12 protein-coding genes and 6 tRNA genes are annotated in these 13,753 nt (G+C 41.0%); 11 read left to right on the forward strand and 7 right to left on the reverse strand.

The features are described 5' to 3' along the window. The first annotated feature begins 10 nt into the window (after positions 1–10). Entirely contained in the window at positions 11–466 is a 456-nt protein-coding gene (locus J2Y37_RS03880; RefSeq protein WP_005195417.1) for a hypothetical protein, read from the forward strand. Between the two features lie 62 nt (positions 467–528). On the opposite strand, the gene dapE is transcribed toward J2Y37_RS03880, so the two are convergent. From dapE to J2Y37_RS03895, 3 genes are all read right to left on the reverse strand, one after another. Next, positions 529–1,665, reverse strand: coding sequence for a succinyl-diaminopimelate desuccinylase (dapE, locus tag J2Y37_RS03885; protein ID WP_349031933.1), 1,137 nt, complete (start codon positions 1,663–1,665; stop codon positions 529–531). A gap of 123 nt (positions 1,666–1,788) precedes the next feature. Further along, positions 1,789–1,929: an entericidin A/B family lipoprotein gene (locus J2Y37_RS03890; protein WP_004669417.1), complete on the reverse strand. Its 141-nt coding sequence runs from the start codon at positions 1,927–1,929 to the stop codon at positions 1,789–1,791. 122 nt (positions 1,930–2,051) lie between these two features. Next, a complete protein-coding gene (locus tag J2Y37_RS03895) occupies positions 2,052–2,912 on the reverse strand; it encodes a DUF1853 family protein (protein WP_349031934.1) in 861 nt (286 codons plus the stop codon). Between the two features lie 101 nt (positions 2,913–3,013). Here J2Y37_RS03895 and J2Y37_RS03900 point away from each other — a divergent pair, with 101 nt between their 5' ends. The 9 genes from J2Y37_RS03900 to J2Y37_RS03940 all read left to right on the forward strand — a co-directional run bounded on the left by J2Y37_RS03900 (position 3,014) and on the right by J2Y37_RS03940 (position 5,851). After that, positions 3,014–3,379: a YbaN family protein gene (locus J2Y37_RS03900; RefSeq protein ID WP_121928670.1), complete on the forward strand. Its 366-nt coding sequence runs from the start codon at positions 3,014–3,016 to the stop codon at positions 3,377–3,379. 404 nt (positions 3,380–3,783) lie between these two features. Next, positions 3,784–4,305 carry a cell wall-recycling L,D-carboxypeptidase ElsL gene (gene elsL / locus J2Y37_RS03905; protein WP_349031935.1) on the forward strand — a complete coding sequence of 174 codons (522 nt, stop codon included), beginning with the start codon at positions 3,784–3,786 and terminating at the stop codon, positions 4,303–4,305. Between the two features lie 151 nt (positions 4,306–4,456). After that, positions 4,457–4,532 (forward strand) — tRNA-Val (locus J2Y37_RS03910). Between the two features lie 24 nt (positions 4,533–4,556). Continuing rightward, positions 4,557–4,633, forward strand: a tRNA-Asp gene (locus J2Y37_RS03915). Positions 4,634–4,677: 44 nt separating this feature from the next. Next, a tRNA-Asp gene (locus J2Y37_RS03920) sits at positions 4,678–4,754 on the forward strand. Positions 4,755–4,884: 130 nt separating this feature from the next. Then, a tRNA-Val gene (locus J2Y37_RS03925) sits at positions 4,885–4,960 on the forward strand. A 38-nt stretch (positions 4,961–4,998) separates the two neighbouring features. Then, a tRNA-Asp gene (locus J2Y37_RS03930) sits at positions 4,999–5,075 on the forward strand. 139 nt (positions 5,076–5,214) lie between these two features. Next, positions 5,215–5,290 (forward strand) — tRNA-Val (locus tag J2Y37_RS03935). 90 nt (positions 5,291–5,380) lie between these two features. Continuing rightward, positions 5,381–5,851: a DUF2750 domain-containing protein gene (locus tag J2Y37_RS03940; protein WP_241322147.1), complete on the forward strand. Its 471-nt coding sequence runs from the start codon at positions 5,381–5,383 to the stop codon at positions 5,849–5,851. A gap of 63 nt (positions 5,852–5,914) precedes the next feature. Here the strand turns inward: J2Y37_RS03940 and J2Y37_RS03945 are convergent, their stop codons facing one another. The 4 genes from J2Y37_RS03945 to yccS all read right to left on the reverse strand — a co-directional run bounded on the left by J2Y37_RS03945 (position 5,915) and on the right by yccS (position 12,452). Then, positions 5,915–6,700, reverse strand: coding sequence for a YdcF family protein (locus J2Y37_RS03945; RefSeq protein ID WP_349031936.1), 786 nt, complete (start codon positions 6,698–6,700; stop codon positions 5,915–5,917). A gap of 132 nt (positions 6,701–6,832) precedes the next feature. Beyond that, positions 6,833–9,370, reverse strand: a complete 2,538-nt coding sequence (locus tag J2Y37_RS03950; protein ID WP_349031937.1) for a sulfite reductase flavoprotein subunit alpha — start codon at positions 9,368–9,370, stop codon at positions 6,833–6,835. A gap of 155 nt (positions 9,371–9,525) precedes the next feature. Beyond that, positions 9,526–10,110 (reverse strand): YcxB family protein, encoded by a 585-nt coding sequence (locus J2Y37_RS03955; RefSeq protein WP_004669402.1) that lies wholly within the window; start codon positions 10,108–10,110, stop codon positions 9,526–9,528. Positions 10,111–10,235: 125 nt separating this feature from the next. Continuing rightward, positions 10,236–12,452, reverse strand: coding sequence for a YccS family putative transporter (gene yccS / locus J2Y37_RS03960; RefSeq protein ID WP_349031938.1), 2,217 nt, complete (start codon positions 12,450–12,452; stop codon positions 10,236–10,238). A gap of 66 nt (positions 12,453–12,518) precedes the next feature. Between yccS and J2Y37_RS03965 the strand changes: the two genes are divergently transcribed. Beyond that, a complete protein-coding gene (locus J2Y37_RS03965) occupies positions 12,519–13,733 on the forward strand; it encodes a multidrug effflux MFS transporter (protein ID WP_349031939.1) in 1,215 nt (404 codons plus the stop codon). Positions 13,734–13,753 lie beyond the last annotated feature (20 nt).

Here is a 13,753-nt window from a genome sequence, read left to right on the forward strand (position 1 = left end):
GTGAATAATTATGGTGAAAAAAGGCGCAAATGCGATATTGGGTCAAATTGACCAGCAAGAGTTGCAGCATTTAATTACTGTTTCAACTGGATTTATTGACGCATACATTATTGAATGTCATCAAAAAGTTCCAATGCTGCTACCGCAAAATATCGTGTTATCTGCGATGGATACACAGACACAGGTTGATCATATTGAGTGGCATGATTTAAAACTGCCGATTTATGCGGTAAATGATCCAACCCAGAAACAGGGTGTTGCCTTGGTGGTTGAAGGTGATGATGTTTCAGAACGCTTTGCTTTGATCTGTAATGAAATGCCTTCATCGATTCGTTTACGTATCTCAGAGATCGTTGATGATGAAGGTGAAATTGATGATGCCAATGTTTTTAAGTATGTGAAAATTGGCGGCAATACATTTTATGTTCCCAATTTGCAGAATATACAAACCCAATTGGGTTTATAAAGAATATAAAAAGGAGGAACTCAGCCGATGATTGAGTTCCTCCTTTTTTATCTATGTCGTTATCACTTTGCTAGTAGTTGTTCTAGAATCTGCTCGTAGATCTCTGCCAAAGGTTCAAGGTCAGCAACGTTTACATGCTCATTAATTTGATGAATCGTTGCATTTAACACACCAAGCTCTAATACTTGAGCGCCTGTCGGGGCAATAAAGCGTCCGTCAGATGTTCCGCCACTGGTTGAAAGTTTGGTTTCTACACCTGTTACATTTTTAATCGCGACTTTTGCGGCATTGACCAATTCCCCGACTGGGGTTAGAAATGGTAAGCCTGAAAAGGTCCACTGAATGCTGTAATTTAGTTGATGCTTATCTAAGATGTCGAGAACACGTTGTTGAAGGATTTCGGCAGTAACTTCTGTTGAATAACGGAAGTTAAATGTCACTTTCAATGAACCAGGAATGACATTGGTCGCGCCTGTACCTGCTTGGATATTTGAAATTTGGAAAGAGGTCGCAGGGAAGTATTCGTTGCCATTGTCCCAAACGGTTTCACATAACTCATTGAGCGCTTTAGATGAGGAGTGAATCGGGTTTTCTGCAAGATGAGGGTAGGCAACATGCCCCTGCTTACCATGAACGGTTAAAACAGCATTTAACGAACCACGACGCCCATTTTTTACAATATCACCCAATTGATGAGTACTCGAAGGTTCGCCAACCAAACACCATGTCATTTTTTCTTGGCGTGCTTCTAAGGTTTCCACAACTTTAACTGTACCGTTAATCGATGGACCTTCTTCATCAGAGGTAATTAAAAAGGCTATAGAACCTTTATGATTAGGATGCTTTGCAACGAAACGTTCAGAAGCAACCACCATCGCGGCTAAAGCTGTTTTCATATCCGCAGTACCACGCCCATATAACTTACCGTCGCGGATGGATGGTAAAAATGGATCTGAGTTCCATGCATCTAGTTGTCCAGTAGGAACAACATCTGTATGTCCTGCAAAACAAAAAACTGGACTTTCCGTGCCACGACGAGCCCACAAGTTATCAACATCTTCAAAACGTAAGTTTTCGATATTAAAACCAATCTTTGCCAATCGCTCAGCCATGATATTCTGGCAATCATGGTCAACAGGGGTAACAGACGGTTGGCGGAGGAGTTGTAAACTAAGTTCAAGCGTATCGGAATGGTTCATGCGAGATGTAGATAAATCTGGTGAAATTTGAACCGATATAATAGGGGAATATTGCCAAGAAAGGTATGTTAAAAAAAACCTTATCTTTTCAAAGATAAGGTTTTATGGTCTATTTTTTACAAATTACATTTTATCTTGGGTTTTTTCAGCAGACTGCGTTACTTTTTCTCCAGCTTTAGATACATCTTTACCGAAACCTTTGAAGGTATTACAGCCAGTTAAAACAAAAGTGGCCATGATAGACGCAACTAAGATTTTTTTCATGCTTGTCTCCGACTCAATTTAATTATGGTGTATGTAAGAGGCTAAAGAAATAAGATGAAAATGAACATAATTGTTTGACGGTAGAAGTGTTATAAAGTGTTACTTACTGAAATTTAATGAAATCAGCATCGCTTAAATAGCAGAGAAGGCTGACGAAACATATAGTAGAAGGGTTCGGCTGTTGTATTGTGGTACAGGCCATCGGTCCACCAATCTGCTGTTGATGAAGATGCAAGTTGGTTTGGGCAAAGCCATTCTTGGCGCTGTAAACGATAATAAGCCAATTCGGGAATATGAGTTCCCCATTGCCCTAAACGTCTAGAGGCATTCACCCATGTTGGGAGTGTTAATTTATCTTGAGAGCGAGGCAAAAAAAGCTGCCCTTTCATCACTGCAAATTTACGCTGGATTTGAATATTATTCGCTTCTGAAAACTGAAATTGGCGTTCGGTAAAATGCTTTAATTTTCGATGTAAGGTATCTTCTCTATTCAGTCCGAACCATTGTGACAAACTTAATTCGCTCTCACCAAGATAATATTTGAGAGCAACTTCCCAATGTTCAACTTCCTGCGTTTGTTGATTGAGCACAAGAAAATCGATTTCGCCTAAAGTGATTGCCCCTGAAATTTTTTGGATACTATGTCCAAGCAATTGATAGGGATGGTAAGCATCATCCAACAGCCAAAACCACAATAAATTTTCAAAACGTAAGCCTAAACGAGTGCTTTTAAGGCGTGCGAGAAAATCAAGTAGAGGTTGTGGTTGCTGATCAAGTTGTTGTAAGCGTGGTTCATATTGCTGGTACAACGTTTGCCAAGTCTGGTCGTTGTGAATGCTGAATTTATTTTTCAGATTTAGTTCATTTGGGATTTGAGCCAAAATATTGGGACTGGCAATGGAAAAAGCCAACTGTCGTACAATAGGATGCTTAAACTGTAACCACGGTTCAAATAAAGCGGGGCGGGTCATTATTTTAAGCATGAAGCAAACTCGATCATGGAAATAATACGCTAAGTTTAAGAAACGACAATGAAAACACTTTATACTAGCACGGTTGTTTTGACGCGTTGGTTAAATACGAAATGAAAATATTGTTTTGGCGTAGTTTAGTCATCATTTTTATTACCTTAGGGATAATTGGTGCGATTCTACCGGGTATGCCAACGACGGTATTTTTGATTATCGCGGCGTGGGCAGCATCGAAAGGATGGCCGCAAATGGATGCATGGTTACTCAATCATCCTAAATATGGCCCAACATTGCGTAACTGGCGTGAAAATGGCACGGTGCCGCGTAAAGCAAAATGGCTTGCCAGTATCATGATGTTGATTAGCGGTATCATCATGCTCTTTACCAATGCGCCGTTTTTAGTCAAAGTTTTTACCAATGTCACCATGTTTACGGTCGCTGTTTGGCTATGGCTCCGCCCTGAACCTGAGCGAGGATAAGCAAAGCAACGCTTTGCCCGAGCGCAAGACCTTGCGGAACGTTGTTCCTCATACGCTCGAGTGGCGAGTTAATAAAAGCAACGCTTTGCCCTGAGAAGCGTTTAAAGCTTCGCAAGAAGAAGAGCAGCTACGCTCGAGTGACGGGTTAATAAAAGTGAAGACCTTGCGGAACGTTGTTCCTCATACGCTCGAGTGGCGAGTTAATAAAAGCAACGCTTTGCCCTGATAAGCGTTTAAGCTTCACAGGAAGACGAGAGCAATTAAAGTAATAAAGTCACTCGATGCATAGGTCGTGGTGAACACTCGAAAAATTGAAAATCATCTTTCACTACAAATCAAAACTACAGAAATCGCAGCATTTTTATGTTGAAATAAAGCAATAGAATGAAAGATAGAGATTGAAAATGCCCTATACACTTGAACAGGCTGATATTTTAATTGATTTGGCACAACAAACTTTACGACTGCCAAAACATAACAAGTTTTATGTTATTTCTTCAGGCAAGAATGGTATCGGCGAACATGAAAATAGTGGAAAAACGCCAAGAGGGTGGCATCAAGTCGCACAAAAGATTGGTGCTAATGCAGAAAGAAATACGGTATTTATTGGTAGACAGCCGACAGGTGAAGTCTATGATCAACAACTTGCACAACAATTCCCACAACGAGATTGGATTTTATCGCGAATCTTATGGCTAGATGGTTTAGAAGCTGGATTTAATCAGGGGGAGGGCTGTGATACTTTTAAGCGTTATATTTATATTCATGGCACACCAGAGACAGAACCAATGGGCATCCCAATGTCGCATGGTTGTATCCGAATGAAGAATGATGAAATTATCGAGCTGTTTGAGCTGATCTCAGAACAGGCTTTGGTTTATATTTCAGAGCAGACTTTAGAAAACCAAGATTTAAAATGTGAATAAGTGTTTAAATAAAATACGAAAATACCGCATTTATCAAAGAATTACTTATTTTTTAATCACTCACACGGTTTTTTCGGGAAAGTGTGTCAAAAGCGTTTGACACGCTGTAAAGATTCTCTATAATGCACCTCACAAACGATAAAGACGTTAAGGGCGCTTAGCTCAGTTGGTAGAGCGTCTGCCTTACAAGCAGAATGTCGGCGGTTCGATCCCGTCAGCGCCCACCAAGCCTTTACGTTAAAACTTCAAGTGCAGCGGTAGTTCAGTTGGTTAGAATATCGGCCTGTCACGCCGAGGGTCGCGGGTTCGAGCCCCGTCCGCTGCGCCACTTAAGTTTTAACATCGTTTTACCCATAATTGCAAAATTATAGTGCAGCGGTAGTTCAGTTGGTTAGAATATCGGCCTGTCACGCCGAGGGTCGCGGGTTCGAGTCCCGTCCGCTGCGCCACTTTAAATTTGTGAGGTTGGGAACACCTTTGGATACAAGACTACGCACTTTTTTTGTCTTGCGTCATAAAATTGATTTTCAATCAATTTTACCTTGCGCTTCGTAAAAAGTGATACTTTTTACTTGCTCAGGGCGCTTAGCTCAGTTGGTAGAGCGTCTGCCTTACAAGCAGAATGTCGGCGGTTCGATCCCGTCAGCGCCCACCATAGTTTGTAATACTTACTTCGTAAAGAAGTATACCGATGCAGCGGTAGTTCAGTTGGTTAGAATATCGGCCTGTCACGCCGAGGGTCGCGGGTTCGAGCCCCGTCCGCTGCGCCATTCTCTTGATATCGTTTTAAGAGAATGATAGTTTTGACAAGTATCTTTATACTTGATCTCTGAAACGAGAGTTAACTAGAAAAATCAAAGATTTTTCTCTTTCACTCGGACAAAGCTTCGCTTTGTTTATCCTCGTTCAGGGCGCTTAGCTCAGTTGGTAGAGCGTCTGCCTTACAAGCAGAATGTCGGCGGTTCGATCCCGTCAGCGCCCACCATATCTCCTTTCTAGATACTCAAATCATTGTAATCAATATCGAATTATTTTATGATTGGCCTCAATAATGATTCTAATATTGAAGCAATTTATGAGAAATCCTTATCAACGTAAGGCCGCGTCGAAATCTCAAACAACAACATCTAACTCTTCATCGAAAGACGCTTATCGCCAATTTATTCAAAATATTATTTTGCAACGTCAAGTGATTGCGTTATATCACGATGGTTGGGCTTTGTGTTCTACACCTTCAGGTCAGCATGCCCTGTCAGTTTGGCAGAATAAAGGTCTAGCAAAATTATTAATTAAAGACAATTGGGCGCAATATAGTATTCAAGAAGTCTCGTTAAAGGATTTCATTGAAAAGATGATTCCATTTCTAAAAGAAAATAATACGATTTTATCTTTAGATTTAACCCCAGAGGGGAATAATCTGTTGGTGACGCCAGATACATTGTTATTGGATATCAAGAACTTTTTATACCAAATCTATTTGCAACGTCCTGATATTTTTGAAGAGCTAAATTTGCCATTACCGCGTGACATCCGAATCCATCAATAAGTAGGGTCTGTTGAGATTTTACAAACCCATAATTTTATACTTGATGGATGTGGTAAACCTTAATCAGTATTCATTGAGTAGCCAACCACTGACATAAGCAAAATATTCTCTTAACCATGCGTTATATTGCGTGGCTAGTGGTGTTGTTGAGCCGACCATCGTGAAATTTGTGTAGCCTTGTTTTTTCGCAATTGCTGCGGCACGTAGCGTATGGAAATCACTTGTGACAATAATAATTGGCTGTTGAATCGTAATATCCTGTGCCTTTAACAGCGGTTGGCTATTCTTTAGATTTAGTTCGGTGCTGGTGCTTCGATCTTCTAAGATAATTTGTGCTGTGGGAATGTGATAGGTCTGTTGCAAATAACGTGACATGACCAAAGCTTCACTCTCAGTTTCACCAAAATCCAATCCACCTGAAAGGATTAATTTCGCATTGGGTTGAGCTAAAGCGATTGGCGCTGCACGATCTAAACGTTTGGCAAGTGTGGCAGATGGTTGTCCATTTTCAACACCACTGCCTAATACAATGATTGCAGCCACAGGTGATGTGTCTGATATGTTCGTTGTATTGTTTGCAAGATAATGGAAGAAATAGCCTAAGCTGACCAACCAGACCCAAAAGCATAACCAGCCGAATCGCCAGATTGAATATAGGCGAAAATGGTAAAAAAAGAAGCGTTCAATATGGTAATAAAAGAGCGAATATAAACAGAAAAAAAGACCAAGTAGAAGAGGGAGTACCGTCCCAATATGAATCTTTTTAAGTGCGATCAATATTGCACCATCTAGAAATAACAGAATACCAATAACGGCAAAAAAAATACGAAGCCATAAACTCAGTTGCATAATCTTAATCGAAGTCGATTTGAATCAGCTCAGTGTATGTAAAATGAATTGAAAGGCAAACTTTTTTAATCATCAAATTTAATCTTCAAACAATAAAACGAGTGATTCAACACCCGTTTTATTGCTTTGGATTTAGTACACATCTCGACGGTAACGCCCAGTTTGACGTAATTCATCAACCTGATCTTCACCCAATATCTCGATGAGAGCTTGATCCACACCTGCTGCCATACCATCAATGCTACCGCAGACGTAAATCACAGTCCCTTGCTTGATCCAGTTGATTAACTCATCAGCATTGTCGCGCAAGATATCTTGTACATAGATCCTTTGTTCTTGATCTCTAGAAAAGGCGAGGTCAAGACGTTGTAGTGTGCCCATATTTTTCCATGCTTGGATGGTTTCTTGGTAAAAGAAATCATGGTCGCGCTGACGTTCACCAAAAATAAGCCAATTCGCTGAATAATTTTGACGATTACGCTGCTGTAATAAACTCATTAAACCTGCGATACCAGTACCATTGCCGATACAAATAATAGGGCGGTTGTCATCAATGAGATGGAACGATTCGTTGGTACGTATGCGCAAAGCAATATCTTGTTTAAGCTGTGCAAACGTCGTTAACCAGCCTGATCCTAAGCCGTGTTGACCCTGTTCATCGTAATGCTGACGCACCACAAGTCTTAATACTTGTTGCGATGGAATACTGGCAATTGAGTATTCACGAGTAGGTAGAGTGGGTAATTGTTCTAGCAATTGTTCGAGATCACTAAAAGGCTGAATTTCAACCCGCAAGTTTTTATCCCAAAGTGCTTGCTCGATATTTTGATTACGTGATTTTATGATTGTTTGTGTTGGAATTTGCAGTTTGTCTAAGAAGGCTTGAATCTCAACCAAACTATTGGCAGGTTGAATCTCTGCGATATCACCTGCATGCCAAGTCATATCATGTGTTGCAGTGAGTTCGATATTATAAGCCGCTTGTCCCAGACTATTTGGGTTCAGCACATTACGTTGGCTTAATGTCCATTGATCAAAGGTTTTTTCGATATTCATTGCATGCAATTCATGCTGAGTCACAACCGATAAAGCTTGATTCCAGCGTTGAATATCATGGGTATTTGCATTGTCAACTTCAATTAAATCAAACAATGGCTGTGCGTGGCATTGCTGTAACCATGTATTCACTGCATGACCAAAGCTGCAATAACTGTCTACATATTCTTTAGAGCCAAGTGCGAGAACTGCATATTGCATTTGACTAAGGTCAAGGCGTTGTTGCATCAGCTTTTTGTTAAAGCCTGTCGCTAAGTCTGGTGCTTCACCTGTACCGTAGGTACTCACAACAAATAAAACCTGTTGAGCGTGTTGCAGATCTTGTTCTGTCAGTTGTTGAATAGGTTTGACGATTGTTGGTTGTTGTGCCTCTTGTAAGCTTGTTGCAGTACGCCAAGCCAGTTGTTCAGCCACGCCCGTTTGCGATGCATAAGTAATGAGCCAAGGCGTTGCATTTGGATCAATCTGTTGGCCGATCAGAGATTGGCGAGCTGCGAGTGTTAATTTTTTTTGCTTACGTCGTTTAAGGTAAAGCATCCAGCCTGTCACAAAAAATAATGGCATGGCCAATGATGCAAGCATAGCAATGAATTGATAAGTTGATCCAAAAAAGCTACCTCGATGAACAGGCAGCATGCTGCTCATGATTTTTTCATTGAGCTTTTTATCTTCGTATAATTCAAACTTTTCAAATTTGTGCTCTTGATAGTTGTATACCGCTTGGTTGCGTGCTCGTTCATGTTGTGCAATTGCATCAACAAATGTTAACTCAACTTTTTGATCGTCCTGTTTCGGTATATTTAGCGTCAAACTCGAGTATTCGCGTCCGATGTTGGCGTTCACACCCGTCCAAGTTTGGGTCAGAACCATGCCGATCTGTTGATTGGATAAATCTGGTTGTTCATTTTTATGTTGTTCAGGGTTGTGTTGATTACGTTGTGGTTGTTCTACCCCCATGACTTTGAACATACCTGAACGCCACCAATCATAAGACCAGTACAAGCCCGTACATGCAAACAAGAGGTAAAACACAATCACCCATGTGCCCACGACCGCATGTAAGTCCCAAATAAAATTACGGCCTTTCAATTTAGGTTTGATCAAGAACCATTGCTTGAAGGTATGTTTCTTTGGAAAGCGTAGATAAATACCACTTAATACAAAGAAAATAAGGATCAGTGTTGATGCACCTGTGATTTGTGCACCATATTCTCCAGCCGTTAAGTTGCGATGTAATCGCTGGATAAACTGGAAAAATTCACGTCCTTTTACTTCGGGTAGCACCTCAGCCGTATAGGGATTTACCATCATGTTATAGCCACGACGTGCGCCTTCTTTTTTAATATTGACGGTGGAGGATGCTGTCGGGTCAGTCGCAATGGTAATGCTATTGATTTCAATCTCGGGTTGTTGTTGATTGAAATGTAAGTAGAGCTGAGCAGGGGTTAATTTAGGTACAACCGCAGCTTCGACCACATAGCTATCATGGTTGATCCATTTTAGAATTTGTTGATCGTATGAGTAAATTGCGCCTGTAACACCCATTAAAGACAGGATGAGACCAGCGGTGATCCCTAAAAACCAATGGATCTGAAAGAAAGCTTTTTTAAACATGGTTTTGACGGTATGCAGGTGGGAGAATAAATATGGGCAAATTATAGCGGAAGGCATTCGTTTTGATAAGAATAATATTGATTTTTATTCTCATTTGATTCTTGCAGGCGTAAAAAACCTCTCATAAAGAGAGGTTGGTTACATCAATATTCATATTAAATAGGTTTTGCCGCACCAACAGTTTCATTCAAGTGTTTACGGATTGTTTTGAATGCAAAGTTCTTAGAGTCCATACGTTTTGGCAGGATATAAGCACCTTGTTGTTGTTCACCTTTTGGTGTTTTCACTTTGAAATTTACAAGGATAAAGTCAGGTGAGTTATACCACTCGTAAATATCTTTCCAACCAATCGTAGCAGTACCTTCTTGCAAGCCTACTTTTTGACGCATCACGATACCATGAGGCTGTACACCTAAACGGATCCCTTTAATATCTTGGACAGGGAACTCTTTCATTTTACGTTTTACGTACCATTCAAGACCGAATCTTTTAATGATGTAGAAAAGCGCAACCCCGATAATCACAACCCAACAAATCACTGTTGAGTAAGTAGAATAATACTTGATGAGTCCTGCAGAAACTAAAGAAAGTACCACAAGTGCGATCATGATGATCCATGCTTTGCGGCTGAACTTGTTGGTACTGCGCCAAATCATAAGTTGAGCTTGACGTTGTTCAACTTCAGAAACTTCGTAAGGAACAGGTTGTAGCGTATAAGCGTATAAATTTTTGGCGGTCATAGTTTAAAAATTGAGTCTAGAACTGGATTAAGTTTAGCATTAATTAGAGCGTGTTGGCACGACATAAACGCTCTCAATCAAAGATATATAGACGTAATAGGCGATTAGTATTGCCCCACACTTTGTTACAGTGAAGCAAACTCAGTGCCGTCTTCATTAGGCTCGTGCCGTAGACTTTGTTTAAGCATGCTTAAACGCGTCAAAATACTGAACATGAGCGAGAGTTGTTGCAAAATAATTAATGATTTTGGATCATTCTCTTCATCACGACTTAAGCGTTGTCGGATGTTTTGCAGCATATTTTGTGCTGATAAATCAGGCACTTCATCTCTGAGTAGTGCACCTTGAATATCATCGAGAGCTTGATCTAGCAGCGTTAAGATCTCTTGATCTTGAATTTGTTCACGGTGTGCGCCCAACGCGGCGATATAGCTCAAAAAGGTATGGCTCAGGCATAAAAACTCAAATGCTTGATTTTTGTGTGTGCTATCAATATTCGGTTCTGTGGCGAGTGTGGAAATCAATGAAGCGACTTCTGCATCGGTATTGTGTGCGGTACGTCGAACCACACGATAGTTCAATGCGTTATTGCGACCTTGGTGATATTGTTCAACCACTTCTGCTAAGTATTTACATTGTGCCTGTAAAGAACGTTGAATCGAGCGAGGCAGTCTACGAAACTTCCAATCTGGCCAAATGAAGCTGACCCCAAACCACGCCAAGGCACAGCCAATAACGGTATCAATCAAGCGAGGCAGACCCGCGGCAAATGCAGAACCATCTAGGTTAAAGTTAATTAACGCCAAAATCGTAATGAACGCGGTAGCTTGTGCATATTGTTTACTCCGAAGTTCGAAAAATAAAATTCCACTGAGTATCAACATGACCAGTTGTCCTTCGATTGAAGGAATAAAATAGATAATTGCTAGACCAACAATGATCCCCACCAAAGTACCGACAATCCGTAAGTATAAGCGTCGTTTAGTGGCATTGAAGTTAGGCTGGCAGACAAACAATGCGGTCATCAAAATCCAATAACCATATTCAATGTTGGTGAGTTGAATAAATAGATAACCGATAAAGAGAACGATAGATAAGCGGACAGCATGACGGAATAAAACAGATTCAGGACTTAGGTGCTGTTTTACACGCACAATAATGTCATTTACCCCTTTAAGATCATCATCTTTGAGTTGGTTTTCGACTTGTTGGGCTGTGTCTAATTGCAAGTTTCGTTCTGTCTCTAGGTTTTGTAATTGTGCATCAATTGATTTTAGATTTTGATAAAGCGCAAATAAGGCATTAATCCGCACCTGATCATAGATGCCATCTTCACGCATTTTTTCTAGGGATAGTCTTAAGTTTTCAAAGCTATGTTTAAAGCGTTTGTTATGTACATAACGTGTGCGGCTTAAAATAGATTGTGCCAAGTCCTGACAGGCCTTACCTTGGATCGACAAAATCCGTTGGAAGCGAAACAAGATATCACTGTGTTGGAAAACTTTGGCCAGTTTTTGATAGTCAATGTGGGCGGAGTCCGCACGTTCATGGATATCTTGAACCACAAAATAATACTGCAGACTGCGCCGCGTATCTTTTTGCCCTCGGTCTCCTTTGAGCCGAGTCAGTAATGCCACGCGTAGATTGTTAAAAATCGCAATCAGTTTGCTATTTTCCATCGACAAATCAATCATGCTTTGCTGATAACTCGAAGGCGTCATGTCGACATCAAACAAATTTGATTTCGCATATAAGAAACTTCCTAATGCGCTATATGAGGCTGCGAGTTGATCTTGTAACTGTCGAACAGGAAATAGTAGAAAACTAATTGTTGAAATGAGGCCATACCACGCCGCGCCCGCCACTAATAGTGCAGGTTGTAAATACCATTGCTCAAATAGATGCACACCGAGCATGGTGTATACGGAAATAACCAAACATCCGTAAGCAATCGTGGCATAACGACGACCGAGCGAACCCAACAGAATCCAGCCAATGCATGAGGCAATCAGTCCAATCGCAAAAACCATTGGATAGGGGAATAACAATTGAACCGAGGCAGCGGTGATAAAGAAACCGATATAGGTATATATCAGGTTCATGATGCGAACGGAAAAGCGATCATCAATGTCACTAATTCCCGCCGCAACCACACCTAAAGTCAATGGAATCGTAGCAAGTTGGTAACCCATCAAATAAGGAACAAATGCTGTTCCCGTAAAAGCGATTAACATACGCACGTTGTACATAAACGTGGTGTTATAGGTTGCTTGTTTTAAACGTTTGAACCAAGGATTCAAGAGCTGTCCTTTTTGTATTGTGCCGTCGATTTTATTCTTCATATTATGCACAAATTAAAGCGAGGATGCTAAGCTTACAATCTCAATAAACTTGAAAAGTACAGCATTATGCAGGCGGAGCAATCTCAAAAGCGTCAGTATTCCACAGCATGGATTATGTTACTTGCCCTATTAACGGCATTGGGGCCGCTTTCGATCGACATGTATTTACCTGCATTGCCGCAAATGGCAGACGAGTTCGGGGTCAGCACGCAAATGGTGGCCAACAGTTTGCCTGCATATTTCTTGGGGCTTGCCATCGGTCAACTTTTTTATGGACCGATCAGTGATCGTATTGGGCGTAAGACACCGTTATATTTTGGGCTGGCTTTATATGCGATTGCCAGTTTAGCTTGCGTTTTTGTCACCAATGAATGGACCTTAATAGCCGCACGTATTTTTCAAGCTTTAGGTGGTTGCGTGGGGGTGGTGATTGCTAGAGCAGCGATTCGAGATCGTTTGGATGTCGCAGGTTCAGCACAGGCTTTTTCTAGCATGATGATCGTGATGGGACTGGCGCCGATTTTGTCACCGATCTTTGGCGCTTGGATTTTAATTTTCTTTCCTTGGCAGGTTATTTTTTTCTGCTTAGCGATCATTGGTGTGATCTGTTGGTTGTGCGTACACTTTTTCTTTACAGAATCGTTGCCTGTGGAGCGTCGTTTAAAACTATCGGTTTATCAAGTCACTACGCTCTATGCTGCAATTTTAAAAGATGAAAGCTTTAGAGTGCCGATGTTGGCAGGTTGTCTAACAGGCGCTGCATTATTTTGTTATATCAGCTCAGCTTCTGCTGTTTTTATGGGCCAATATGGACTGTCTCAGCAGCAATTCTCTTACGCATTTGCACTGAATGCAGCGGGCATTATGTTGATGTCGTCATTGAATAAGCATTTGAATACGCGAATGGGTATTTTTTCGCGCTTGCGTTTAGGTGGTTCTATTCAATGCTTTGGTGCTTTGATTGTGGTGAGTGCAGGCTTGATGGCAAATGCACCTTTGTGGTTTTTAATGATTGGCTTGTTCTTAGTGGTATCAGGTATTGGTTTAACAGGTCCAAATGCGATGGCACTGGCAATGTCTCAGCAAGGTGCACGAGCGGGAACTGCGAGCGCAATCATGGGCAGTACCCAGTTTGCCTTTGGTTTACTCGGTGGCGTGATTCTCAATTTCTTGATTTGGAAAGCATCGCTTAATATGGGCTTGATGATGTTGATGTTTACCAGTGTTGGATTGTTGATGATTTTTAAGGTTGGTAAACAGCAAAACAGTATCTCCGTTTAGAGATACTGCTGAAAGTTTGA

Source organism: Acinetobacter sp. 3657 (assembly GCF_031456775.1).
Taxonomy (GTDB): domain Bacteria; phylum Pseudomonadota; class Gammaproteobacteria; order Pseudomonadales; family Moraxellaceae; genus Acinetobacter.